Raw genomic sequence first — 23,431 nt, 5'->3', positions numbered from 1 at the left:
TGTGCGACCCCGGCGGCCCGCACCGCCTGCCAAACCGCCGCCGCCCCCACCGCCGTCCCGGCCGCGCCGCACCAGACGGTGGGGCACCTGGATACGGCGCACTCTCCTTCTCGCAGTGACTCTTGTTCTCGTCGGGTTCTGCACCATCGTCGGCACGGCGTTCTGGATCGACGGGCGGTTGCACCGCGTGGACGCGCTCACCGACTATCCGGAACGCCCGCTGCCCGGCAGCGGGACAAATTGGCTTCTGGTCGGCTCCGACAGCCGTCAAGCCCTCAGCCCCGAACAGGAGGCGGAGCTCTCTACCGGTGGCGACACCGGTGATGGCCGCACCGACACCATCCTCGTGGTGCACATACCGGCCTTTTACGACGGTGGGCCCGCCACCATGGTGTCCCTCCCCCGGGATTCGTACGTTCCCATTCCCGGATACGGAAGCGACAAGATCAACGCCGCCTTCACGCTGGGCGGAGCGGCCCTGCTCACCCAAACCGTCGAACAGGCCACCGGCCTACGCATGGACCACTACGCGGAAATCGGATTCGGTGGATTCGCCTCGGTGGTCGATGCCGTCGGCGGCGTCTCGATGTGTCTCGACGAGCCGATCGACGACCCCCTAGCGGGAGTCAGTCTGGCCGCCGAGTGTCAGATACTCAACGGGCCCAACGCACTTGGATATGTGCGCAGTAGGGCCACACCTCGTGCAGACCTGGACCGCATGACACATCAGCGGATTTTCATGGCCGCGCTTTTTCACCGTGTGAGCAGTCCGGCGGTGTGGGCCAACCCATTCCGGTGGTATCCACTCGCCACCTCTACTGCCGATGCCATCACCGTCGCTCAGGGCGATCACAGCTGGAATCTGGCTCAACTGGGCCTGGCCCTAACCGCCTCTACTCAAAACCTGACCATGCCCATCGGCTCGTTCTCCTCAAACTGGGCGGGGGACGTCGTCACCTGGGATGAGGAGGCCTCAGCACGGCTCTTCGAGGCCTTGCGCACCGGTCAGCCAGTACCCGCAGACCTCTTGCCCGACCCGGCCACACCGACCCCTTGACGCACTAGGCTTTTCGGTGTGGCTACCACCGACCTCCATGCGCGCGCATCTTCACCGTTCCTCGAACTGTTGCGGGACCAAATCGGCAACGAGTTCACGGCCTCCCAGCAGTACATCGCGATCGCGGTCTACTACGACGATGCCGATCTGCCGCAGCTTGCCAAGCGCTTCTATGCGCAAGCGGTCGAAGAGCGCAATCACGCGATGATGATCATCCGCTATCTGATCGACAAGAACGTGGACGTCTCGATCCCCGGCGTTGATGGCGTCGTGAACGAATTCGCCGATGCGCGCGCACCCATCGCCTTGGCCCTCGAACAGGAAAAGCGCGTCACCGACCAGATCACCGCGCTCGCCCGCGCGGCCCGTACGTCGGGCGACTATTACGGCGAGCAGTTCATGCAGTGGTTCCTCAAGGAACAGGTGGAGGAGGTCGCCGCCATGGACACGCTGCTGACGGTTGTCGATCGTGCCGACCACGACCTGTTCGATCTGGAGAATTTCGTGGCGCGCGAGCTCAACCGGCCCATCGGGCAGGACCCCACCGCTCCCCCTGCCGCCGGGGGCGCACTCTAAATCAATTTAGTGCACGACGATTTCCAATTGTTGTTGCACAGAAATTAACTTTGGCTAAGTTAAGAATTCGCCAATTACCTTGCGTAAAATTCGGGAATTACTTAGGTGACGGTAACCTCATTAAGGCTGACCTTGGCTGACAAGGCCTCTGACCTGGTCTATTGTCGAGTTCATGTCCGCGAACGACACCCCCAAGACTAAATTCAACGCGCTTCTCCACGACCAGATTGGCCACGAGTTCACCGCGTCGCAGCAATACATCGCTATTGCCGCGTATTTCGATGACGCCGATCTTCCGCAGCTCGCCGCACATTTCTACAAGCAGGCGGTAGAAGAGCGCAACCACGCCATGATGATCGTGCGATACCTGATCGACCGGCGCGTTTCCGTGGAGATCCCGCCCGTGGGCGCGGTCACGAACGGATTCACCGCGCCGCGCGAACCGCTGGCGCTGGCGTTGGCTCAGGAGCAGACCGTCACCGAGCAGGTCACCGAGCTGGCCCGCACCGCCCGGGACGAAGGCGACTACATCGGCGAGCAGTTCATGCAGTGGTTCCTCAAGGAACAGGTCGAAGAGGTCGCCCTCATGGACACGCTGCTCACCGTGGCCGAGCGTGCGGGAGACAACTACTTCGACCTGGAGGAGTTCGTCGCACGCGAGATCTCGGTCGAATCAAGCGATCCCACCGCACCCCCGGCCGCGGGTGGCTCGCTGTAGCCAACCTGACGCGCCGCTGACTGCTCTCCCTCGCGCTCGACCACGGTCGAGAACGGGGGAGAGTTTGTTTTCGCACCCATCACGCCCGTTCTCTCACTCCCCGTCGGCTAATCTTGATTGGCAGATCCTGATTTGCCACCTCAAAGGACGACGCTACGGAAAGGGGGGCGGCGTACCGGATGTCCCGCGGCAGACAGATTCAATTGACGCTCACTGCTTCTCGCGCCATAGAGTCACTTCGAGCCAACCCATTGTTTGTCGACACATTGGCCCAACACCTGGTACTGGCATCGGGTGACCCCTACGCGTTAGCACTCCTCGACCATCAACCAGCGGATTCTCCCGTTGCTGCCGATCCGACTAGCGACCACAAATCGTTCATCGCGCATTGCCGGTCACTGATGACGCGGCACTACGACGACTCCCTGCTGGCTGCAACACATTCCGGCGCCCGCCAGGTGGTGCTGCTAGCGGGTGGCCTAGACACCCGCGCCTATCGGCTGGACTGGCCTGATGGCACCACGGTTTTCGAGGTCGACTATCCGGAGCTACTCGGCTTCAAACAAGAGGTGCTCGCCGAGATTGGTGCGCAACCGCGCGCCGAACGCCGACAGGTCGGAACGTTCCTCAGCGGGCCGTGGCAGCCCGACCTGACCGCAGCCGGGTTTGACCCCGATCTGCCCACCGCATGGCTGGCCGAGGCACTCGTCTCACATCTGCCAGGCCCCAGCCATGACGCACTCTTTGAGCGCGTCATCGAGATGTCGGCCCTCGGGAGCACCATCGCCACCGACACCGACGGCGCAGCACCCTCCGGCCAGCCGTGGGCCGACGTTCGCGATGCGTTGACTCCCGACACATTCCAGGTGCAGGAACTCACGCTGGCGAACGACGGACGGACCCGTTCCGGTGAGTGGCTGTCGGGGCATGGCTGGCTTGCCGGCACGACCACCGGGCACGAACTCGCGCAGCGCTACGCCAAGGCTTTGAGCGCTGAGCCGGCACCGTACGCCCAGGAATTTGCGGAACGCCGGTTTCTCACCGCGACGCTGCCATCGACGTACCTCTCCTAGCGCCGAGAACTAAGACGCCGCACTGAGATTCGAATCTCGAGCGCGCTTGACGCGATAAAGCATGTCATCTGCGGTTCTGCGCAGAGACTCGAAATCAAAGCCGGCATCGCCCGTCGATCGCCAGGCTGATCCAACGCTGACGGTGGCACCGTGCGGTCCGATACCGGCTCGCAGTGTGCTGACCCGCTCGATGAACGCGACTGCTTCCTCGGCCCGATCATGAAAGGCCACGATCATGAACTCATCGCCGCCCACCCGGGCCGTGATATCGCTGGCCCGGGCCGTAGTGGTGAGCACCTGAGCGACAGCCTTGATGGCTTCATCGCCCGCCTCGTGCCCCAGCGTGTCGTTTATTTCCTTGAGACGATCCACGTCCACCAAGACGACAGCGACGATTCGCGGGGCGCGCTGCCCGAACAACAGTGAGTTCAACGCCAGTTGCACGCCGCGGCGGTTCAACAATCCGGTAAGCGGATCCTGGTGTGCCGCAATGGAGACAGCCGTCAGCGATCTCCTTCCGCCCTCGATCACCGCCTGGATGATGAGGGGCAACAACACCACGGAGGAGATGACGGGTGCGTGGTAGACGTACTGCCCGAAAAGTGTGGCCTCGCCGAGATGGACATTCCACACCGTGATGGCACAGATCGCCGCGGTCGCAAAGACACAGTGGGCGGCCAGCACCCGCCAACCGAGCAAGAACGCTGCGAACACACCTACCAGGCCCATATGTGAAATCGCGCCCAGGCGGGAGGCGGGCGCCGAGAGCATGCACGCACCGAGGACCAATGAGATATCCGCCCAACACACGAAGGCGATCGCCGTGCGGCGTTTAGGCCAGGGCAGCACGATCCAGCACATCCCGACGACCAGAGAAGAAGCCACCAATACGCCGTGAATAACCCTGGGCAACACACCGTGCGGCCCCATCGGATGGAGCTGAATGAGTACCCCAAAGACCACGATCGACATGCACAGCAATCCGATGGCGATCTTGAGAGGAACCAGGTTACGGCTGACTCGCAACGCGCGCGTGGCGAGTCTGTACTCCTCCCCGTATGTCAGCGACGTGTCACCAGCCACAAACGTGATTATGGGCCTGACCCGTGTAGCAAATAGGGGTTAATGACAGAAATTCAACTACAGCGCGGTACCGGTGAGCCCTCGCTGCAACCATGCTTTGGTGCGGCCGGGATGGTTGGTGGCTATCCAGGCGACGCCTATGCTCCGGCAGAATTCGACGTCTTCGTAATGGTCGACGGTCCAGCAGTAGGTGGCTCGCCCCTGCGCCGCAGCCCGGTCGACCAGTTCCGGGTGCTCGCGCAAGGTGGCGATGGATGGCCCCACCGCGGTGGCTCCCACGGTGGTCGCGGCACTGCCTCCCAGATATCGCGACGTCTCCCCCAGGAGCACCGTCGGCAGCATGGGCGCCGCGCGGCGGATACGCCATACCGCCGCGGCAGAGAACGACATAACGACTGCCCGCGACATATCCGCTGACGCTGGTGCCGCGATGCCGAACCGGTGCAACAACGCCAGCACCTTGTTTTCCACCAACGATCCATAGCGGACCGGATGTTTGGTTTCGATGAATAGTTTCACCGGGCGGTTCCAGTCGAGCACCAGCGAGACCAGCTCCTCGAGGGTCAGCAGCCCGGTGCTCGGCCCGGCCTCCGCTCCGCCGGGGTGCCATCCTCCGAAGTCCAACGCGCGCAGCTGGCTCAGTGTCATCTCACTGACCAATCCGGTCCCATTGGACGTGCGATCCACCCTGCGGTCGTGGACGCAGACCAGTTGTCCGTCGCGAGTGAGGCGAACATCGCATTCCACACCGTCAGCGCCCTCTTCGAGGGCGAGCTCGTATGCGGCAAGAGTGTGCTCGGGCCGATCCGCCGACGCACCCCGGTGCGCGACGACGAATGGGTGACGCTCGGCCCTGCCGTCTATCTCGTCGGCTCCTTGCACGAGCTGAGGGTCCTCCCCATCACCAGGCTCCGGCGACTCGGTCACGCTCCAATGCTGCCGGTTCCTGCCCCGTCCGTTCAACCGCAGCGCCGGAATTGTCCTCGCGTGTCGCCGGCACATCGGGTTGATCGGCGTCAATCGGCACTGGCCCTTGCGGCGACTCCACCGCCAGCCAGCGCACCGCCCGGTGATGTCCTTCTGGCGCGGTGAAGCCGTCGTACACGCGCCGAAGGGACCAGACCGCTACCGCTGCGATCGCGTAGTCGATCGCGGTGAACAGCGCGTTGTCCGCCACTCCCTGCACAGTGACCGAGTCACGGGCCACCCAAGTCACCAGCACCAGCAGCCAGGTCAGGCCCCACAGAACCGACCACCACACGATGTTTCGGTATTGCCGGTACCAGCGGTTCTCTATCTTGGCGAGCTCCAGCAGCAGCAGGGGTACGCCGACGATGTTCACGATCGGCAGCAGACACCCCACGCGGATCTCCCAGCGCGCCCGCGGATCCTCAAATCCCAGGTCCCGGTAGGTTTCGGCCCGACGCGCGATCATCCACTCGGTGAGGAACCACGCGGTCGCCACCATCACCGCGAAGGCGAGCGCCACGCTGAAGAGCACTAGCCCGTTCGACGTGCTGGCGACGAACCTGGGAATCAGTGCTCCGCGGTTGTAAACCATCAACGCATATCGAAGAAAATGTGCACACGAAACGATTGCCAGGGTGATGATTGTGGCCAGCAGGAGCCTTTCGAGCACCCGGCTGGGGACACGACCCCCGGCTATCCCTTGGCGTGAGGATCCCGCCGGTTCGATGTGGTCGACCAGACCCCAGCGCGGGATGTACGCGTAGCGCGGCGTCGGCCCGAGCGGACGGCGGCGACGGGTGGCGGTCGGGGGCGAGCCGGGGCGCACGGCAATCCATCGATATCCCGCGGGCAGCCGTGTCGGACGCGCCTGCGGACGGCCGGCGGGCGTTGCCACGGGCCCCCGCGCGGCGGGCGGAACCCAATACTTGCCACCCGACGGCTGCGCAGCAGCGGGCGGACGCGAAACCGGCGCGGCATGGCGCGCCGGTGCTGTCATGCCCGGCTCAAGGAGCGTGCCCCGACACCGCGGGCACCAGTATCGACGCTGCTCACGCACGTTCCACTGGGTACCGCAGCGGGAGCACACCTGGATCATTCGTCCAGCGTAACGGCCTGAGGGGGCAATCGGCAGCGAGTAGTACACAGACACCAACCCACGAGGTTGGTCGCCAGGCGCTCAGCTGATTGTGGGTTTACCTGCCTGTACCCAGGCCAACATCCCGCCAGAGACGTTGCTGACATCGAATCCGTTGCGGTTCAGATAGGCGGCCGCGCGCTGAGATCGCCCACCCGCATGGCAGATCACCCACAGCGAAGCGTCCGGATCCAGCTCGTCCATCCGAGAGGGCACATCGCCGAGCGGTATATGTTGCGCGCCGTCGATATGCCCCGCCGCCCACTCGTCGTCCTCACGGACGTCAAGCAACTTGACACCAAGATCCAGCGCGGCCGAGATCTCGTCGATTCCGACCTGTGGGACCTCATCACCCGAGGGGAAGCTCATCGTCCATTCCTGTCGCTCGATTGGTATGACACCTGCCGCGCCTGCAACTTTTCGCAGTGTGACGCACGCCACAGCAATGTCGGCTTATCCACAGTATCCACAGGTTGATCCACAAACCACATGCTGCTCATTTGCATTTGCGCTGGCCAGGACTTCGTAGCGGCGCTCAGCAGGGCTGGTGACGGGGAACCGTAGCACCGCCTGTGCATAGTTAGCGAATTCATGGTCGCTGCCGTGGGATAGCTCACGCCTGCGCGGGACCACCGGGCGGTACGTCCAGTCCGATGGGGCAGGACACCGATGTCCCACCCAGGCCGCAGTATCCGTTCGGGTTCTTCGCCAGGTACTGCTGGTGGTACTCCTCGGCATAGAAGAAGGTCCGGGAAGCGGCCCCCGAATCCCCCAGCGGGCCGTCCAACGGAGCAATCTCCGTGGTGACAGCGCCATACCCCGCCTCGGCAAGGGCGGCGCCGTACCGTGCGGCACTCGCGGCGGCCTGTGCCGCCTGGCTCTCACTGGTCGTGTAGACGACCGAGCGATACTGCGTGCCGCGATCATTGCCTTGCCGCATGCCCTGGGTCGGGTCGTGACTCTCCCAGAACTGCACCAACAGCTGTTCGTAGGTCACCTGGCGGGGGTCGAACACCACCAGCACCACCTCGGAGTGACCGGTCTGTCCAGAGCACACCTCTTCGTAGGTCGGATTGGGCGTGTAACCCCCGGCGTAGCCGACGGCCGTCGAATAGACACCGGGCAGGTTCCAGAACCCACGCTCGGCACCCCAGAAGCAGCCCTCCCCGAACACAGCGGTCTCCAGCCCCTCGGGAAAGGGCGGCACGATCGTGTGCCCGTTGACGAAATGGACACCGGACACCCGAATCGGGGTGGCACGCCCCGGCAGGGCCGCACCCTCTTCAACGATTGCCGCCTTCCCCGGTTTGAGCCCTTCCTCGAGCCGTCCCAGGATCTGATCGCGAACGTTATCTACCCAAGAAGCCATGGGTTCAATGGTACGCCGTGGCACCCAGCCAATTTGCTGGTCTAGCTGGGGTTTCCAGGTACACGCAGGGTGAATTTTCGCGCATCGCGATTTGGAGCTATGATGACCGTCACACGCGAGGTGATGTGACTCATCTCACCGCGAGGGTAGTTGCAATGTGAGCAGGAGGGCAGCGATGACGGCACAGTCGGCAGGACATGAGTCGATGTCCACTTCCGGCTGGCAGCTGACACCTCGCTGCTACAACACGTCCTATCGTGTCGCGGCATTCCGCGCGCTAGTAATCGCCGTCATCCTCGCGGCCGGCCTCGCGATTCTCATCCTGATCTAGCCGGGATATTCGACGCCCGGTTTCATCCGGCCAACATTGGGTAACCAATTGAGGATGCGTGCGTCCTTGCGACGCGTTGCGCAATAGAGCAGGGTTGAATCGGTAGGCCGGCGCATCCGGTGAAACCGGTTTGGCCGTGTCTTCTCATTGAATGGATCTGCACACACGCGGATACGAAGCAAGCCGAAAGGAATCTCGTGGCTGAGTACACACTGCCCGATTTGGACTACGACTACGGAGCGCTGGAGCCCCACATCTCGGGACAGATCAACGAGCTGCACCACAGTAAGCACCACGCGGCCTACGTCGCGGGTGTCAATTCCGCTGTCGCCAAGTTGGAAGAGGCTCGCGAGAAGGGCGACCACGCCGCGATCTTCCTCAACGAGAAGAACCTGGCCTTCCACCTCGGTGGCCACGTGAACCACTCCATCTGGTGGAAGAACCTGTCGCCCAACGGCGGCGACAAGCCCACCGGCGATCTGGCCGCCGCCATCGACGACCAGTTCGGCTCGTTCGACAAGTTCCAGGCACAGTTCACCGCCGCGGCCAACGGCCTGCAGGGCTCCGGCTGGGCCGTACTCGGTTACGACAGCCTGGGGCAGAAGCTGCTGACCTTCCAGCTGTACGACCAGCAGGCCAATGTCCCGCTGGGCATCATCCCGCTGCTCCAGGTCGACATGTGGGAGCACGCCTTCTACCTGCAGTACAAGAACGTCAAGGCGGACTACGTCAAGGCGTTCTGGAACGTGGTCAACTGGGCCGACGTGCAGGACCGCTACACCGCGGCAACCACGAAGACATCCGGTCTGATCTTCGGCTGATCTTGCTGTTTCGCTTGGGCCCCGGGTTTGTTACAAATCCGGGGCCCAAGTGTGTTTCCGGCGTGTCCGCTAGCGATTGCGGGCCGACTCCGCGCATGGTAACTCTGGAAAGAGCAGCGTCGCGCGATGTGGATTGTGATGTCAGAGTGATTGCGAGCGTGGCAGATATGGCAACCAGTTCCGATCAGCCGATCGAGATCGCGCCCTTCCATGCGGGCGGATCACTCAGAGGGTTTGTGGTGTGCGGCCGCTGGCCCGATTCCACCAAGGAATGGATGCAGCTGCTGATCGTGACCGTGCGCATCGCCACGCTGCCTGGATTACTTTCCACCACAACGATTTTTGGCGCTCGCGAGGACTTACCCGACGATCCCGCGCCTGGCATGGTCGGACTGGTCATCGCCGAAGGAACGGTTCTCGGAGAGTCCGCTGTGACACCCGGGCGTTTTGCGGAACACCAACCACCCGCGTTGCTGATGCTCCACCCACCGTCGGAAACCAACCCGACACTGCCCGAATGCCTTGGCGCGGCATCCGGTTGCCTTCTCCTCCCAGGATTGCCGCACCTGGGCCTGGAGCACCGCGCCGCCTGGGTCGAGGCCGAGTCCGATGGCACGGTGACATCGGTGGTGAGCCGAGTGGGCATCGACCCCATCAGCGACCCGGATACGGCCGTTTTGGCAATGCTGCTTGCGGCATAAGGGAATTGAGGAAATTCGGCTTCCCGGCAAGACGTCACGAAGCGGCCTGATACAACCGAAAGGCACGCGCCTGCTGGAGTTTTCCAGATCGGGCTGCGCCAGACGCCAGCGGATCGCCGAAGAACTAAGGCGTTTGATCGGCCTGCCCACTGCAGTCCCGAAGTGGCGTCCGGCCCATGAGTTGTGCGCCCCGCTGCGCGTGTTCAGCGGTGTCGTGACAGGGGGAGATATCCGGCAGGAGTTCATGGCCTCTCCGTGGCCGTCAGCCGCGTTCACGGGGCCACGAGCTCTGCGCGCCCCACCTTCCACGCGTGTTCGGCGCTTACCGGCGTCGTTAATCGGCCGTGGTACGCGAGAACGGCGCAAACGACCATGCCGAACCAGCGACCACCCATGCGAGTTCTTTCCTCTTCCTGGCGACCATTTCCGCATTCCTTACAGACAGGCCCGGCGCCTCGACAGCGCGGGCCGCGGTCACCCCTGCCAGCGACCATCGGTCCATCGGCGCGTGGTGCGGGTCTTCGGCGGGCAGGGTGTGCGCTAGCGCGGTCTTGATTACGCCGGGCACTTCGCCACGCCGGGCCGTTCCGCCAGGTCTGCTCGCGACGAACGGTGACGACAGCCGCCCAGAGTCCGATCCCGAGGGATCCGCGACGGCACCGAAGGGTTTCATCGCGGGGCAGTGACCGTCCCCCGTTGCCCTAGGTTGCTGTGATCTTGCTCACAGTGCGCGGTCGCGGATTTACCGCTGGTCAGAGGGGATGCCCTGTTGACGACCACACTTGCGGTCGATGTTCCAGTATTTAAACGTTACGACTGCGCGGCGATTCACACCATAATCGCAAGCTGCCGTTATCGTCACGGGCATGACATCGGGCCAGGTCAGCGAGGCATGCGCCGAGAAAGCGCGGCGTCGGTGTCAGTAGCAACGAAGCAGGTTATACCGCCGGGCCCCGTGTCCGGCCGACTTAGGAAACGAATGCCGCTTCTCCACACAGCCCGCGGCGGAGTCCCCGAGTCGTCGCCCTGGGGATTTATCAATCCTTTGCCTGAGAACGAAGATTCCCAGATCGTCCCGAACATTGGACGCTGCACAGATGTGCCTGAGCTAGCAGGTTTGGATAACCGAACACTATGTCCACCGTGGGCGAACTTGATGGTTGCGCTTGGCTCCAGGCAAAATTAAGGTTACGATGGGCAGCAAATACGTCCCCCGAATTAGCAACTTTATCTGTTTGTGGAGGTAAGGCTCGATGAGCACCACGTTCACCGCACGTTTGAATCGGTTGTTCGACACCGTGTATCCGCCCGGACGCGGCCCCCACACCTCTGCCGAGGTGATCGCGGCCCTGCGTTCCGAGGGCATCACGATGTCCGCGCCGTACCTGTCGCAGCTGCGATCGGGTAACCGCACCAACCCTTCGTCGGCGACCATGAAGGCACTCGCGAACTTCTTCCGGATCAAGCCGGCGTACTTCACCGACGACGAGTACTACGAGAAGCTGGATCAGGAACTGACCTGGCTCGCCAACATGCGCGACGAGGGCGTCCGCCGGATCGCGGCCCGCACCGTGGGTCTGTCCGTCGAGGCGCAGGACCGCATCACGCAGGCCGTCGACGAATACCGTCGCAAAGAGGGTCTCGACAGCTAGTCCGCCGCTCGCCTGGCCGGTCCACTCGGGGAAGGACCGGTCAGTTTGGCGTTCACCGCTCATTCGAGCCGGCGGAGTACGCACAGGGGGACGGCGATGTACAACTTAAGAACGACGTTGGGCATGCACCAGTCTGCGGTACTCAGTGGCGATCGCGAGAATCCATTCGCGATCGGAGTATCCGTCAGGCTGGTGTAGCCATTCCGGGCCCGGGAAGTTTTCCTCCGGATCACCTTCGGTAAGAACCCATTTCACTACCGCATGTGCCTGCACTTCGGGCGGTACGTCGAGCTTGGCCGGGTCCACACCGAGCTCGATATCGCCGTCACTCTCCGCCTCTGGGTCAAGCCCCTGGGCGTGCATCGCTTCCAGGAAGAGTGCGTCGGAGATGTACGCCATGCGATCTGCGACCTGGAAGGCGAGCGGGCCACGGGGCCGCACTCCGATCGCCGCATCCGGCTGCCGCTTCTTCAGATCCTTGTATAGCGGTGCCAGTACGAACATTTCGCGGCGAGCAACCAGCCAGGTCTCGAAGGTCGGCAACAGCGATCCCACCGCCACCATCGCCATCGCACATCCGATCAAAGTGGCCGCGGTCCCGATCGTCACGTACTCCGACTGGGCCACAGCCACGCCCGCGACCACCAAGACGGCCAATACCAGCAGGCTGATCCCGACGGTGAAAAGAAACAGGGCACGACCGCGGCGGCTGCGATTCGAGTAGGCCATACCCGCCCACAAGACCACCGAGAGCGCCACGGCGATGTACAGCATCGGGATGAGCCAGGCTGTGCCAGAGGCGAATCCGCCAAGATCGTGCTTCAGAAACTCGCGCGGTGTCATCTCGGGCTGTGGCCCACGAGAGAAGAACACGGCGAGGCTGGCGCCGGCGATCACGGTTGCGGCCAGGTATTGCCAGCGCGCCCATCGCCTGTTGTCTGCCGCGGTGCGGTTCGCGGACATACTGGTGATCATCACGCAGCTGCCCGCCGCGCAGGCCGTCAGCGCGGCCTGGCTCACAGCCACCGAAATGTTTGGCCAGCCCACCGAGCTGTCCACAAGAATCGTCAGCGGCTCCCAGTTCAGCGCCGATACAAGTGCCAGGCTCCCCAACGCAACAATCATGCCGGTGCTCACCGGGGATTGTTTGTGGACGAGCACCCACCCGATGCGCAAACCCGTCGCCATCCCCAGCAGCCCGGCAATCACCCAGGCGATCACCCAAAGGCCTCCCCGAGCCTCACCTGAACAATGGATGCGCGATCAGATGGCAATCGGCCAAGCCGGTACAGCAGCAGCGCCGCGAAGTCCTCGGCCTCTTGTTCGGCCTCCATCCCGGCCGCCCCCACGCAGCCGGTGCGCTGAGAAAGCATGTACGCGATGAGGTCATCGCTCGCGAATTCGGCTTCGTCCCTGGCCATTTCAACCACCGAGATGCCCTCGTGCCGCAACACCACATGCCCGAGTTCATGGGCCAGGGTCCGGTCCCAGGTGGGTAGGCCACGCTGGATGATGAAGATGTCTTCGTTCTCGTACTGGCGCCATTGACCGCATACCCCGGGCGGCAGATCAGCCGAGATGATCTCGATGGACCGGTCCCGATCGCGACCAACGGCCTCGACGAGGGCCGTCAGTGTCACCTCACCCTTACGCGGGGCGAGGTCGAGCACAGCACTGACGGCGTCGGTCACACGACGGCCTGCGCCCATGTGTGTCTCCCCTCACCGTGTGCCTTCCCGGACAGACCCCTCACGGGGTGCTGTATCGATTCTCCCCTATTCCAGGAAGCGGGCGGCAGCGGAGGCACGCACGGTATGCCCGGCCTTGGCTTGCCGGTATCCGATGGCGCCTCCCACGAAGGTCATCATCGCGATGCCCACGGCACCCGGAATGGCCACCGCGGCGATCTCGGAAGTCTTCGTCAGTCGAAGGTAGTCGCCGTAACCGGTACGCGGCGCGATGGTCTCGGCCGCGACGAACTGCTCGATCGGTTTGGTGACCGCCTCGGGTTGCTTGGTCCCGCCGGCGGTCACGATGGCGTCGCCACCGCGGCCACCTTCGGCCTGCTTGATGGTGACGACCGGGGGCGCCGGAGGTACGACAGGCGCCAGCGGGGCGATAACCGGCGGCGCGGGCGGCGCCGCGATGGCGACCGCAGGAGCCTTGGGCGTGGGCACGGTGGGCGGGGCGATGGGTCCGGTGTGGATACCGGGGTTTCCGCCCGGTGTCCGGGTTCCGGCCGCGCCACCGAACGACGGGGTGGCCGGGTTCGGGGTGCCACCTATGTTGGGAAGCCCCGGCAGAGTGATCACGTGATCGTGGTCGTCGGTTTCGTGCTCGTGGGTCGATCCGCCGCCGGCGCCGGGCGTGTGCGTCGAGGTGCTCGGCTTCTTCTTCCAGATGATGATGGTGCGCCCACCCACGTTGAGGGTGACGCCGGGAACCTTGGGCTCCTCAGCCGATGTCTCGTGCTCGGTGTGTGTGACGCCGGGAGCCGGTGTGTCGGCAGTCGCGCCCGGTGCCGTCGCGTTGTGCGGCGAGGTCGCGGTGTCGGCCTTGGGTGTCGTGGCGGTCTGCGTCTTGGGGGCCATCGCGCCCGCGACAGAGCCCAAAGCACCCTTTAAGGTCGGCGACTCTTCGGTGTGAGTTGTTGTGCCACTAGGGTTTTCAGTCGAAGGGGCCTCTGCGTTCGGGGTATGGACACCCGCAGCACCACCGGAATGCGGCAGCGTTATCCCGGTGCCCCCACCGATTCCCACACCCGAGGTACTACCGGAAGTGCTGGTGCTCGAACCGGAACCGTTGGTGCTGGAAGCGGCGCCACCGATGGTGCTCGAGCCGGAGTTACCGGAGGCATGGTCGGAGGAGTTACCGCTCGAGCCCGCAGATCCCGGCTTCGGAACATTCGCTCCGGGCCCCTTGTCCTTGTCGCCCTTGGACGAATCGCTGCTACCGCTGCTGCTGCCCGCCGCGCTTTCCGATCCGGAGCCACCATGCAGGCTTTTACCGAAGCTCGGGGCAGAGGGCGCGCTGCGCGTGCCACCGCTGCCCGGCCCACCGCCGCCACCGGATCCCCCGCCGAGCAGGCCACCGGTGATCTTGTGGATCGCACCACCCAAGCCGTGGTCGTGGTCGTTGTCGCCACCTGATCCGCCGCCGGGTTTTGCGTCCGCGGCCGGCGTCGAGATGGCGAATACTCCGAAGCCCCCCATGAGCGTCCCGGAGCTGAGCACCGTCACCACAGCAGCGCGCGCCGAGGCACGCTTCAGCTGCTGGCTCCGCCCGCTCGGTTTTGCACGATGTCGCCCCACGGCGAACAGCATGCCGGTGATTTGCTCGCAGGTCAAATATCTGTGACGAATTGTGGGCTCTTTCACCTCATGTTGCCCATGAGCCGCCTAAATGATTGCTGCCTGGAATTCGCTGGGGGCCGCGGGGAACCTTTGCAGCACGCGGCGCGACCACCTAAATACGCCGCCCTATCCGCAGGGGGCCAGCGCAGGTCGGCGCGCTAGGGTTAGCGCCACACTCGCAACGCGATGAACGGAGGCCGCTGGGATGGGTTTTCTCACCAGCCGCAAGAGCCGCTCGACCAAACGCGCCGAGGCTCGGGCGCTGAAGGCGAAAGCCAAGCTCGAAGCCCGCTTGGCGGCGCGTAACGACCGGCGACGGATGCACATGCAAGCGCGCTCTGAATCCGCCGCCCGGCGTGACTCACGCAAGACAGAGCTGGCGACGTTGAAGGCCCAGCGGCAGATCGCCCAGGATCAGCTCCGGGCGGTGCGTGAGGGCAAGCTGCTCTCACCCACCCGGATCAGGCGCACGCTCACGGTGGTGCGGCTGCTGGCCCCTGTGCTGCTACCGGTGTTGTACAAGGGCGCGATCGCGGTCCGTGGCGTGTTGGATCAACGCCGCGCCGACCGCCTCGGGATACCGCTGGCGGAGCTTGGCCAGTACTCGGGGTTCGGGGCGGAGTTGTCAGCTCGTATCGCCGGCGCCGAGCAGTCGCTGCAGGCCGTGCTCGACCGGGCGCCCAAGGACGCGGAGACCAAGAAGTTCACCTCGGCCGTCCGTGCCCGACTGGAGGAGCTCGGTACTGCGGTGGGGGCTTCCGAGCACATGCCGCCGACCCGCCGCCGCGCAGCCCATGCCGCGATCGCCCGTGAGCTCGACGGCATCGACGCCGACCTACTTGCCCGACTCGGGGTGAGGTAACCGATGCGCGTGTTCCCCCGCTTGGCGACAGCGTCAGCCGCGGCAGCCGCCGCGCTATTGGCGCTTGCCGTTCCGGCCTCCGCCCATGTGCGCGTGACAGCAGACAACACCGCTCGCGGTGGCTACGCAACGCTGGAGTTCTCGGTTCCCAACGAGTCCCAGAACAAGGCGCTGACCACCGAACTGACCGTCCAGCTGCCGGACGTGGGCTCGGCGAGCACCGAGCTGCTGCCCGGCTGGACCAGTTCCGTGGATCGGGACGCCGCCAAGGGTACGGTCAGGGCGGTGACCTGGAAGGCCGTCCCAGGCAACGGGATCGGGCCCGACCAGTTCGCCTTGTTCCGGGTGCGCGTCAAACTCCCCGAGACCGAGTCGGTCGCCTTCCCGGCGACGCAGACCTATACCGACGGTCAGGTCGTCAGGTGGGATCAGCAAGCTCAGCCCGGCGGCGCCGAGCCGGAGCACCCTGCGCCCACCCTCGACCTGACGCAGAGCAAGGCCGACCACGACGGACACTCGGCCCACGCACCGCAGGTGTCCGCAACCCATGATTCCGCGCAGAACGCGGGGCATCCGGACAAGACTGCCCGCTGGTTCGGCGGGATCGGTCTGATCCTTGGTGCGGTCGCGCTCGTGCTTGCGGTGACAAATCGACGGAGGCAACAGTGATGTCTGTTCGACGTAAGTCCGTGTCCGTGTTCTTGTCGGCCTTCATCGCGTTGGCGCTGGGCCTGGCGTTGCCGGGTGTGGCCGCGGCGCACGCCGTCAAGGTGTCTTCCGATCCCGCCGAAAATGCCGTGCTATCCGGGCCTCCCGCCCAGGTCAGCGCCACCTTCAACGAGCCGTTGCAGAAGCGCTTCTCCGCGATGACGATCATCGGGCCGGATGCCAAGACCGATCAGTGGCAGGCAGGCGATCCAGTGGTGGCCGGTGCGACGATCTCGGTCGGGGTGAAGCCGGGCGCGCCTGCCGGAAAGTACGCCGTGAACTTTCGGGTGATCTCCGAGGACGGCCACCCGGTCGACGGATCCTGGCAGTTCACCGTCACCGGCTCGGGTGCACCGGCCTCCGCTGGCGCGCCGGCGGTGTCGCAGCAGCCGTCGGGCACAAGTTCCTCGGCTCCCGTGCCTTCGGCGAATCCGACCGACGGCGACCTTCCTATGTGGCCGTTTGTGGTGGCTGTGGTGGTCTCTGTGGGTGCGGCACTCATCTGGACTCAGCGTCGTCAGTCGTAGACCGGCGGGGGACGACTGGCCTTTTTCCGGTGTGACGGCATGATGGACAACGGCGGGGCGGCAGAGATTCGGGTGTGAGCCGCCCATCGTGGCCGCGAGCGCGCCACGAACACCCAGGACGACCGAAACTTGCGAAGGAGCAGGCGCATGGCGGACCAGGACAATTCGGCTAACGAGCCCAACCAGACACCGGAGACGCCCGCTGGCGGCGAGGCACCTAAGCCCGCGGCCCCGGCCCGCCCCGCGAAGGCCGCGAAGCGACCGGCGGCCAAACGCGCACCTGCCAAACGACCCGCCGGCTCGACGGCGCCGCCGAAGTCGGGCCCCAAGGCCGAACCCGAGTCCGGTGCTGCCCCGGCCCCGAAGCCGCCGGCCGCGCCGAAGCCCGTCAAGCAGGCGAAGCCCGCCGAGGCACCGGCATCCGAGGCCCCCAAGCCTGCCGCGCCACCGGTGCCGAAGCCCGCACCCGCGCCTGAACCAGAGCTCAAGCCTGAGCCCACTCCCGAGCCGGTCGTCGAAGCTCCCAAGCCGGAGGCACCCAAGCCTGCACGCGCACCCGAACCGGCTCAGCCCGATCTCGCGGCGGCGGCCCGGGAGACTGCCGCGCAGGCGAAGTCGACCGTCGATTCGGCCCCACCACCGATTCCCGGCCCCGCACCCGAAGCAGGCCGGCAAGCGCCGAACCTCAAGATCGCGGTCGGAGCCGCATTCGCGATTTTTGTCCTGTTGGTACTGCGGCGGAGGCGTCGCCGCGAGGACTCCGCCGAATCGGACTGATCCGCGTGGCCCGGCCGTGTCGGAAAAGGGCTTGAGGGCATCCAGCCCGGGCCTACTGAGAAGGTGCCGAGCCCGGTTCTGGCGCAGTGGCTGCGCGATGTCGTAATCGCCTATGCGGAGACCCAGAGGTAGGGACTGGCGAATAGGCTTGGGGTATGACGACCGCACCGATCACCCCCCAACCGACCGCCGACCTGGGAGACGAGCTGGGCATCGACATGGCCAGTTGCGATCTTCAGCTCACCCAGTTCGGTGGGCGTCCGGTATTCGCCGGAGTCATCACCACAGTGCGCTGCCACCATGACAACGCGCTGCTGAAATCGATTCTGTCGGAACCTGGTTCAGGCGGTGTACTGGTCATCGATGGTGGCGGCTCGCTGCACTGCGCGCTCGTGGGCGACATCATCGCGGGGATCGCCGTCGAGAGCGGCTGGTCGGGTCTGGTGATCAACGGGGTGGTGCGCGACAGTGCCGCCCTGGCCACCATGGACATCGGCATCAAGGCTCTCGGCACCAACCCCCGCAAGGGCACCAAAACCGGTGCCGGAGAACGCGATATCGTCGTCAACTTCGGTGGTATCGACTTCACGCCGGGTGCGATCTGTTACGCCGACCATGACGGCGTAGTCGTGGTTCCTGCCTGATGTCGGTACGGCGGCTGGCCACGGCACTACGGGGGGCACCCGCACCGCTGGCCGCAGTCGATATGGACGCGGCGCGGGCAAATGCCGCGTCGTTGGTCGCCGCCGCCTCCGGCTTACCCATCAGGGTGGCCAGTAAGTCCATACGCAGCACCGCATTGATCCGGAAATTCCTGGAGATACCGGGTTTTCGTGGGGCGCTCGCCTTCACCCCTGCGGAGGCCGTGCACCTCGCCGATGCCGGGGTCGACGATCTGTTGATCGCCTACCCGAGTGTCGATCGGGGAGCCCTGGCGACTGCTGCGCGGCATCGTTCGGTCATCCGCCCCTTGATCGATTCTGCCGACCATGTCCGTCTACTGGCAGACATCGCGCAGGAGACGAATGCACCGATCCCGGTGTGTCTCGACATCGATGCCGGGTGGCGGCCTCTCGACGGGCCGATTCATCTGGGGCCCAAGCGATCACCGGTGCGCACCCCTGAACAGGCAGCCACCCTCACCGACCTGGTGTGCGCTACACCCGGTCTGCGGCTCGCCGCGGTAATGGCCTATGACGGGCAGATCGCCGGCGTGGGCGATATCGTCCCCGGGAATCCCTGGTACCAGTTGGCTGTTCGCGGAATGCAGGCCTCTTCGCTGCGTGATCTCGGCCAGCGCCTTCCCCGGATTCTGGACGCGGTGAGCGCGCGGCTTCGTGCCGCCGGAGCGCCGCCGCTGGAACTGGTGAACTCCGGCGGCACCGGCAGCCTGGCCCGTATCGGCGGGTTGGGATTCGCCACCGAACTGGCGGCCGGGTCGGGCTTCTTCGCTCCTGCTCTCTTCGACAACTATCGCAGCCTGCACCTGGATCCCGCGGCGGCGTTCGCGTTGCCGGTCGTGCGCAAGCCGAGTCCCGAGCTCGCCACCGTGCTGGGCGGTGGGTACATCGCCAGCGGCCCTGCCGGGGCCAGCCGCGTACCGCTCCCGTCGTGGCCTACGGGTTTGTCCTTCGAGGCCTCCGAGGGCGCCGGTGAGGTACAGACCCCGTTACGGGGTGCGCGGGAACTACGGATTGGCGATGCGGTGTGGTTCCGGCATGCCAAGGCCGGTGAGCTCTGTGAACACTTCACCGAACTGCAGCTGGTCGAAGACGGTCAACACGCAGGTGCGGTATCCACGTATCGCGGCGAGGGAATGATGTTCCTATGAGTCAGTGGCGCAACTGGAGTGGTCAAACATCCTGCGCCCCAGGACTTGTGGTGCGTCCACGATCCGAGGACGAGCTGGCGTTCGCCCTGAGACGCTCCGCCGGACGAACGGTAAGGCCGATCGGATCATCACATTCCTTTACCGAACTGTGCGTCACCGACGGCGTACAGGTCGACATCTCCGAACTGCGGCAACTGATCTCAGTGGACGAACACGACCGGGTGCGGGTCCAGGCCGGCATCAATCTGCATGAGCTGAACCGCGAACTGCTGCGGCGCGGGCTGGCGCTGCCGAACCTCGGCGATATCGACGTCCAGACCCTTGCCGGGGCCGCCGCCACGGGAACGCACGGGACGGGCCTGCGATTCGGCAACATCTCGCAGACCATCGTGTCGATGCGAATCATGACTGCCGACGGCATAATTTATGAGATCGACAGCGGCGATGAGCTGCTCGCCGCGCGGATCTCATTGGGCGCACTGGGTGTGGTCACCGAACTCACCCTGCAATGTGTTCCGGCCTTCCGGCTGCACCGGCGCCAGTCAGTGCGTGACCTGGACACCGTCTTGGCCGATCTGCCCACATTGCTGGCCGAGACCGATCACCTTGAGCTGTATTTGTTTCCACATACGCGACGGGTTCTGCTGCTGCAGTCGACACGCACCCAAGAGGATCGGTGGCCCAGTCATCCGGTACGGCATTGGGTGGAGCGCGACCTGGTAGAGAACGGCGCGCTCGGCGCGCTGATGTGGACGGCCGGGCGCCTACCCGTGGCTGCCCCCTACATATCCAGATTGGTCGCCAAACTCGCGGGTTCGAATGAGTCGCAGGATGAAAGCGCCGCGGTGTTCGCGAGTCCCCGCAAGGTGAAGTTCACGGAGATGGAGTATTCGCTTCCGCTGACAAATGCGGGTGATGCGATCGAGACCGTGCTGGCCACGATTGAACAGAATCGTCATCGGGTCGCCTTCCCGCTAGAGGTCCGCTTCACCCAGGCCGATGATGCGCTGCTGGCCCCGGCCTACGGCCGCGAGAGCGTGTACCTGGCAGTGCACCAGAGCATTCACGGGCTATGGGAGCCCTACTTCCACGACCTTGAACCCATCCTGATCGGGCTCGGCGGCCGGCCCCACTGGGGTAAACGACACACTTTGACCGCCGGGCAGCTCAGCGAGCGGTATCCGCAATGGCGGACCTTCCAGGAGGTACGCGCCCGGCTGGATCCCGAGGGCGTGTTCAGCGGTGCGTACCTGAATAGGCTCCTGGGCCCGGTCAGCCCCTGAACCAGGGCGGCGGTGTTGGGGAGAACGCTGAGTCGGAATCGATCACCGCGGGCGATGCCGCGGTCACTTCGCTGTCGACCAGGAAGTCGGCGCTCCAGTCCGTACGGATGGGCACATCGTCGGCTACGGCGGGCCGGTTGTGTCGTCCCACGACGTTCTCCAATCCCTGTAATGACGGCGGCTATCTGGCTACGTACTGTACCCAAAACTGCTCAGTACTGGCGGGATGAGGGATTCCGCCCTCGATACGCTGCGGCGTTACTCGCGATATCTCTCCTGGCCCGTGCCGATGACCGCATAGACTCACTGGTTGTGGCCAAGCGATTGACTCGTTCTGAAGCCCAGGCTCAGACAAAGGCCCGGCTGGTGGAGTCTGCGACCCAGCTCTATTTGCAACAGGGTTTCGCCGCGACGTCGAACGAGCAGGTGGCCGAAGAAGCCGGTTACAGTCGCGGCGCCGTGTACTCAAATTTTTCCAGCAAAGAGGCGTTGGCACTAGAGGTCATCGACCGTCACACCGAACAGGTTCTGGAGAGCTATCGCACCACTCTCGCCGAAGGATCGTCAGAGGATCGCGTTCAGAAGTTTCAGGACTGGATCGAGCAATCACTCAGCGACACCGGCTGGGCCCTGCTGAAGATCGAGCTCGCCTTGGTTGCTCGACGCAATTCGACGCTGAACGATGAACTCGCGGCACGCGACAAAACCATGCTGGACCACGTTGCGGGTGTGATCTCGCAGCTGGACGACGAACTCGAACTTCCGGAGGCAAGCGTGCGTGACCTCGCCCGCCTCTGCGTCGCCATGGGTCAGGGAGTGGCCCTCGACAGCATCAAAGATCCTTCATCGACCACCGACTGGACGGCGCGGCTCCTGACCGCGGTGCAACGGCTGCTACCCATGAGCCCGATGCTTCCCATGCTGATCGCCGCCAGCACGGATCAGGCTGCACCCGAACAGAAATAGCGTTTTACGGGCGTCCACCGGTAGCGGTTCGTAGACAGCGAACGGCCGGGTGTCCGCGCGTGACACCCGGCCGTTCCGCAGAGAAGATCTAGCTGTTGACGGCCACCGGTGTTGTCTCGGTGGCGGCCTTCTTTCTGCCGAAGCGCATACCCTCGCTGACCCGGCTGCGCCGCATCATCCCGACGTCATAGGCATAGTTCTGCTTCAGACGCCACGGGTGCTTGTCACCCTGCTTGGGCAGCTCATCCAGCGCGCGCAGCACGTAGCCCGGTGTGAAGTCCATGAACGGCTGCTTTTCGAGCGTCTCATCGGCCAGCTCGGGAACCGCTGTGACATAGCCGTTCTCGTCCATGTAGTTCAGTAGACGTCCAACGTACTCGGATACCAGGTCTGCCTTGAGTGTCCACGAGGCGTTGGTGTACCCGATGGTGAACGCCATGTTCGGGATCCCCGTGAGCATCGCACCCTTGTACACGGTCTGCGCGGGCAGGTCTACGGGTACGCCATCAACCGTCGGGATGACACCACTGAAGAATTTCAGGTTCAAACCCGTTGCGGTGATGATGATGTCAGCATCGAGATGCTTACCAGACTTGAGCTTGATGCCGGTCTCATCAAATGTCTCGATGTGATCGGTGACGATATCGGCCTTGCCCTTGCGGATGGTCTTGTACAGGTCACCGTTGGGCACCACGCAAAGACGCTCGTCCCACGGGTTGTACTTGGGACCGAAGTGGGTCTTGTAGTCATAGCCCTTGGGCAGCTGCAGTTTGGCCTGCTGCATGATGATCCGCCGCGCGGCCTTGGGGAACTTGCGACTGGCCTGGTAGCTGAAGATCAGCTGGCCGATATTGATCCAGCGGGCGATTGGATAGGCGACCTTGGCCGGCAATATCTTTCGCAGACCGTTGATGATCGGGTTCTCGTTCGGCAACGACAGGATGTAGGTGGGCGAGCGCTGCAGCATGGTGATGTGTCCGACATCGGGCGCCATCGCCGGCACCAGGGTCACCGCGGTGGCGCCGGAGCCGATCACCACGACCTTCTTACCCTTGTAATCGAGGTCCTCCGGCCAGTGCTGAGGGTGAATCACGGTGCCCTTGAAGTCGGCGACGCCGGGAAACTCCGGCGAGTAACCCTGGTCGTAGTCGTAGTAGCCGCTGCAGCAGAACAGGAAGGAACAGGTGTACTCGACGGTCTTGCCGTCGTGATCCACCTGGACCGTCCATTGCTGGGTCTCGGTGGACCAGGCCGCTCCGACCACCTTGTGGCGGTATCGGACGTGTCCGTCGATTCCGGAGTTGGCCGCGGTCTTGTGCACGTAGTCAAGGATCGACGGTCCGTCCGCCAGGGTGCGGCTGTCGTTCCACGGCGAGAAGCGGAACCCCAACGTGTACATGTCCGAGTCCGACCGGATACCTGGGTACTTGAACAGATTCCAGGTCCCGCCCATATCGTCGCGGGCCTCAAGCACCGCATAGGTCTTGGACGGGCAGCGGTTCTGGATGTGCCAGGCGGCGCTGATGCCGGAGATGCCGGCGCCGACGATGAGCACGTCAAAGTGTTCGGACATGCCGCGATGCTACCGCTTACGGATCGGGGAGAAAAGTAAAGTTAGACCCTTGCGGTTGCACGCACA

At 64.3% G+C, this 23,431-nt stretch carries 27 protein-coding genes; 16 read left to right on the top strand and 11 right to left on the bottom strand.

The window, feature by feature from the left end:
* Positions 1-115: 115 nt before the first annotated feature.
* The 4 genes from RHO23_RS21820 to RHO23_RS21805 all read left to right on the top strand — a co-directional run bounded on the left by RHO23_RS21820 (position 116) and on the right by RHO23_RS21805 (position 3,424).
* Positions 116-1,057, top strand: coding sequence for an LCP family protein (locus RHO23_RS21820; protein WP_423489276.1), 942 nt, complete (start codon positions 116-118; stop codon positions 1,055-1,057).
* An 18-nt stretch (positions 1,058-1,075) separates the two neighbouring features.
* A complete protein-coding gene (locus RHO23_RS21815; RefSeq protein WP_030096159.1) occupies positions 1,076-1,633 on the top strand; it encodes a ferritin in 558 nt (185 codons plus the stop codon).
* A gap of 172 nt (positions 1,634-1,805) precedes the next feature.
* Positions 1,806-2,351, top strand: coding sequence for a ferritin (locus RHO23_RS21810; RefSeq protein ID WP_030096160.1), 546 nt, complete (start codon positions 1,806-1,808; stop codon positions 2,349-2,351).
* A gap of 179 nt (positions 2,352-2,530) precedes the next feature.
* The gene (locus RHO23_RS21805) at positions 2,531-3,424 is read left to right on the top strand and encodes an SAM-dependent methyltransferase (protein WP_057967327.1); all 894 of its coding nucleotides are present in this window, start codon (positions 2,531-2,533) and stop codon (positions 3,422-3,424) included.
* 9 nt (positions 3,425-3,433) lie between these two features.
* Here RHO23_RS21805 and RHO23_RS21800 read toward each other — a convergent pair whose 3' ends face one another.
* The 5 genes from RHO23_RS21800 to msrA all read right to left on the bottom strand — a co-directional run bounded on the left by RHO23_RS21800 (position 3,434) and on the right by msrA (position 7,980).
* A complete protein-coding gene (locus tag RHO23_RS21800; protein WP_423489275.1) occupies positions 3,434-4,489 on the bottom strand; it encodes a GGDEF domain-containing protein in 1,056 nt (351 codons plus the stop codon).
* Between the two features lie 75 nt (positions 4,490-4,564).
* Entirely contained in the window at positions 4,565-5,434 is an 870-nt protein-coding gene (locus RHO23_RS21795; RefSeq protein WP_096498345.1) for a glycerophosphodiester phosphodiesterase, read from the bottom strand.
* Positions 5,409-6,572 carry a DUF4328 domain-containing protein gene (locus RHO23_RS21790; RefSeq protein ID WP_423488338.1) on the bottom strand — a complete coding sequence of 388 codons (1,164 nt, stop codon included), beginning with the start codon at positions 6,570-6,572 and terminating at the stop codon, positions 5,409-5,411. The genes RHO23_RS21795 and RHO23_RS21790 overlap by 26 nt, the downstream gene beginning before the upstream one ends.
* An 81-nt stretch (positions 6,573-6,653) precedes the next feature.
* Positions 6,654-6,980 (bottom strand): rhodanese-like domain-containing protein, encoded by a 327-nt coding sequence (locus RHO23_RS21785; RefSeq protein WP_423488337.1) that lies wholly within the window; start codon positions 6,978-6,980, stop codon positions 6,654-6,656.
* 244 nt (positions 6,981-7,224) lie between these two features.
* Positions 7,225-7,980 (bottom strand): peptide-methionine (S)-S-oxide reductase MsrA, encoded by a 756-nt coding sequence (gene msrA, locus RHO23_RS21780; protein WP_030096166.1) that lies wholly within the window; start codon positions 7,978-7,980, stop codon positions 7,225-7,227.
* Between the two features lie 175 nt (positions 7,981-8,155).
* Here msrA and RHO23_RS21775 point away from each other — a divergent pair, with 175 nt between their 5' ends.
* The 3 genes from RHO23_RS21775 (at position 8,156) to RHO23_RS21765 (ending at position 9,833) form a co-directional block, all read left to right on the top strand.
* The gene (locus RHO23_RS21775; RefSeq protein ID WP_101312434.1) at positions 8,156-8,311 is read left to right on the top strand and encodes a hypothetical protein; all 156 of its coding nucleotides are present in this window, start codon (positions 8,156-8,158) and stop codon (positions 8,309-8,311) included.
* 197 nt (positions 8,312-8,508) lie between these two features.
* Positions 8,509-9,132, top strand: coding sequence for a superoxide dismutase (locus tag RHO23_RS21770; RefSeq protein ID WP_030096167.1), 624 nt, complete (start codon positions 8,509-8,511; stop codon positions 9,130-9,132).
* 167 nt (positions 9,133-9,299) lie between these two features.
* Positions 9,300-9,833, top strand: coding sequence for a hypothetical protein (locus RHO23_RS21765; RefSeq protein WP_030096168.1), 534 nt, complete (start codon positions 9,300-9,302; stop codon positions 9,831-9,833).
* A 334-nt stretch (positions 9,834-10,167) separates the two neighbouring features.
* Here the strand turns inward: RHO23_RS21765 and RHO23_RS21760 are convergent, their stop codons facing one another.
* Positions 10,168-10,506, bottom strand: a complete 339-nt coding sequence (locus tag RHO23_RS21760) for a hypothetical protein (protein WP_423488336.1) — start codon at positions 10,504-10,506, stop codon at positions 10,168-10,170.
* Between the two features lie 580 nt (positions 10,507-11,086).
* On the opposite strand from RHO23_RS21760, the gene RHO23_RS21755 reads away from it, so the two are divergent.
* Positions 11,087-11,485: a secretion protein EspR gene (locus RHO23_RS21755; RefSeq protein ID WP_030096169.1), complete on the top strand. Its 399-nt coding sequence runs from the start codon at positions 11,087-11,089 to the stop codon at positions 11,483-11,485.
* A gap of 105 nt (positions 11,486-11,590) precedes the next feature.
* On the opposite strand, the gene RHO23_RS21750 is transcribed toward RHO23_RS21755, so the two are convergent.
* From RHO23_RS21750 to RHO23_RS21740, 3 genes are all read right to left on the bottom strand, one after another.
* Positions 11,591-12,706 (bottom strand): hypothetical protein, encoded by a 1,116-nt coding sequence (locus tag RHO23_RS21750; protein ID WP_423488335.1) that lies wholly within the window; start codon positions 12,704-12,706, stop codon positions 11,591-11,593.
* Positions 12,703-13,194 (bottom strand): DUF955 domain-containing protein, encoded by a 492-nt coding sequence (locus RHO23_RS21745; RefSeq protein WP_423488334.1) that lies wholly within the window; start codon positions 13,192-13,194, stop codon positions 12,703-12,705. The genes RHO23_RS21750 and RHO23_RS21745 overlap by 4 nt, the downstream gene beginning before the upstream one ends.
* Before the next feature lie 66 nt (positions 13,195-13,260).
* Positions 13,261-14,727, bottom strand: a complete 1,467-nt coding sequence (locus RHO23_RS21740) for a hypothetical protein (RefSeq protein ID WP_057967371.1) — start codon at positions 14,725-14,727, stop codon at positions 13,261-13,263.
* 316 nt (positions 14,728-15,043) lie between these two features.
* On the opposite strand from RHO23_RS21740, the gene RHO23_RS21735 reads away from it, so the two are divergent.
* From RHO23_RS21735 to RHO23_RS21705, 7 genes are all read left to right on the top strand, one after another.
* Entirely contained in the window at positions 15,044-15,700 is a 657-nt protein-coding gene (locus RHO23_RS21735; RefSeq protein WP_046252090.1) for a DUF6474 family protein, read from the top strand.
* A 3-nt stretch (positions 15,701-15,703) separates the two neighbouring features.
* The gene (locus tag RHO23_RS21730) at positions 15,704-16,369 is read left to right on the top strand and encodes a YcnI family protein (protein WP_423488333.1); all 666 of its coding nucleotides are present in this window, start codon (positions 15,704-15,706) and stop codon (positions 16,367-16,369) included.
* A complete protein-coding gene (locus tag RHO23_RS21725) occupies positions 16,369-16,935 on the top strand; it encodes a copper resistance CopC family protein (RefSeq protein WP_423488332.1) in 567 nt (188 codons plus the stop codon). Before RHO23_RS21730 ends, RHO23_RS21725 begins: the two co-directional genes overlap by 1 nt.
* A gap of 147 nt (positions 16,936-17,082) precedes the next feature.
* The gene (locus tag RHO23_RS21720) at positions 17,083-17,712 is read left to right on the top strand and encodes a hypothetical protein (protein ID WP_423488331.1); all 630 of its coding nucleotides are present in this window, start codon (positions 17,083-17,085) and stop codon (positions 17,710-17,712) included.
* Positions 17,713-17,867: 155 nt separating this feature from the next.
* Positions 17,868-18,356 (top strand): ribonuclease E activity regulator RraA, encoded by a 489-nt coding sequence (gene rraA / locus RHO23_RS21715; RefSeq protein ID WP_070928237.1) that lies wholly within the window; start codon positions 17,868-17,870, stop codon positions 18,354-18,356.
* On the top strand, positions 18,356-19,543 hold the full coding sequence (locus RHO23_RS21710; protein WP_423488330.1) for an amino acid deaminase/aldolase: 1,188 nt from the start codon (positions 18,356-18,358) through the stop codon (positions 19,541-19,543). Before rraA ends, RHO23_RS21710 begins: the two co-directional genes overlap by 1 nt.
* Positions 19,540-20,826, top strand: coding sequence for a D-arabinono-1,4-lactone oxidase (locus RHO23_RS21705; protein WP_423488329.1), 1,287 nt, complete (start codon positions 19,540-19,542; stop codon positions 20,824-20,826). Before RHO23_RS21710 ends, RHO23_RS21705 begins: the two co-directional genes overlap by 4 nt.
* Here RHO23_RS21705 and RHO23_RS21700 read toward each other — a convergent pair.
* Positions 20,816-20,977, bottom strand: coding sequence for a hypothetical protein (locus RHO23_RS21700; RefSeq protein ID WP_423488328.1), 162 nt, complete (start codon positions 20,975-20,977; stop codon positions 20,816-20,818). The two genes, RHO23_RS21705 and RHO23_RS21700, sit on opposite strands and share 11 nt — an antisense overlap.
* A 161-nt stretch (positions 20,978-21,138) precedes the next feature.
* Here RHO23_RS21700 and RHO23_RS21695 point away from each other — a divergent pair, with 161 nt between their 5' ends.
* Complete coding sequence (locus RHO23_RS21695) at positions 21,139-21,792, top strand: TetR/AcrR family transcriptional regulator (RefSeq protein ID WP_423488327.1); 654 nt, start codon at positions 21,139-21,141, stop codon at positions 21,790-21,792.
* 88 nt (positions 21,793-21,880) lie between these two features.
* Here RHO23_RS21695 and RHO23_RS21690 read toward each other — a convergent pair whose 3' ends face one another.
* On the bottom strand, positions 21,881-23,365 hold the full coding sequence (locus RHO23_RS21690; RefSeq protein WP_030096181.1) for a flavin-containing monooxygenase: 1,485 nt from the start codon (positions 23,363-23,365) through the stop codon (positions 21,881-21,883).
* Positions 23,366-23,431: the final 66 nt, after the last annotated feature.

The organism is Mycobacteroides sp. PCS013 (assembly GCF_049532645.1).
Classification (GTDB): Bacteria; Actinomycetota; Actinomycetes; order Mycobacteriales; family Mycobacteriaceae; genus Mycobacterium; species Mycobacterium gwanakae.
The sequence above is the reverse complement of the archived record's forward strand: the minus strand, read 5'-3'. Positions and strand labels throughout refer to the sequence as shown.

Coding starts and splice junctions, on each gene's coding strand:
- RHO23_RS21730 (WP_423488333.1), top strand. CDS start 15,704: ATGCGCGTGTTCCCCCGCTTGGCGACAGCGTCAGCCGCGGCAGCCGCC.
- RHO23_RS21775 (WP_101312434.1), top strand. CDS start 8,156: ATGACGGCACAGTCGGCAGGACATGAGTCGATGTCCACTTCCGGCTGG.
- RHO23_RS21760 (WP_423488336.1), bottom strand. CDS start 10,506: ATGAAACCCTTCGGTGCCGTCGCGGATCCCTCGGGATCGGACTCTGGG.
- RHO23_RS21755 (WP_030096169.1), top strand. CDS start 11,087: ATGAGCACCACGTTCACCGCACGTTTGAATCGGTTGTTCGACACCGTG.
- RHO23_RS21790 (WP_423488338.1), bottom strand. CDS start 6,572: ATGATCCAGGTGTGCTCCCGCTGCGGTACCCAGTGGAACGTGCGTGAG.
- RHO23_RS21745 (WP_423488334.1), bottom strand. CDS start 13,194: ATGGGCGCAGGCCGTCGTGTGACCGACGCCGTCAGTGCTGTGCTCGAC.
- RHO23_RS21705 (WP_423488329.1), top strand. CDS start 19,540: ATGAGTCAGTGGCGCAACTGGAGTGGTCAAACATCCTGCGCCCCAGGA.
- RHO23_RS21725 (WP_423488332.1), top strand. CDS start 16,369: ATGTCTGTTCGACGTAAGTCCGTGTCCGTGTTCTTGTCGGCCTTCATC.
- RHO23_RS21805 (WP_057967327.1), top strand. CDS start 2,531: ATGTCCCGCGGCAGACAGATTCAATTGACGCTCACTGCTTCTCGCGCC.
- rraA (WP_070928237.1), top strand. CDS start 17,868: ATGACGACCGCACCGATCACCCCCCAACCGACCGCCGACCTGGGAGAC.
- RHO23_RS21690 (WP_030096181.1), bottom strand. CDS start 23,365: ATGTCCGAACACTTTGACGTGCTCATCGTCGGCGCCGGCATCTCCGGC.
- RHO23_RS21785 (WP_423488337.1), bottom strand. CDS start 6,980: ATGAGCTTCCCCTCGGGTGATGAGGTCCCACAGGTCGGAATCGACGAG.
- RHO23_RS21810 (WP_030096160.1), top strand. CDS start 1,806: ATGTCCGCGAACGACACCCCCAAGACTAAATTCAACGCGCTTCTCCAC.
- msrA (WP_030096166.1), bottom strand. CDS start 7,980: ATGGCTTCTTGGGTAGATAACGTTCGCGATCAGATCCTGGGACGGCTC.
- RHO23_RS21765 (WP_030096168.1), top strand. CDS start 9,300: ATGGCAACCAGTTCCGATCAGCCGATCGAGATCGCGCCCTTCCATGCG.
- RHO23_RS21710 (WP_423488330.1), top strand. CDS start 18,356: ATGTCGGTACGGCGGCTGGCCACGGCACTACGGGGGGCACCCGCACCG.
- RHO23_RS21735 (WP_046252090.1), top strand. CDS start 15,044: ATGGGTTTTCTCACCAGCCGCAAGAGCCGCTCGACCAAACGCGCCGAG.
- RHO23_RS21720 (WP_423488331.1), top strand. CDS start 17,083: ATGGCGGACCAGGACAATTCGGCTAACGAGCCCAACCAGACACCGGAG.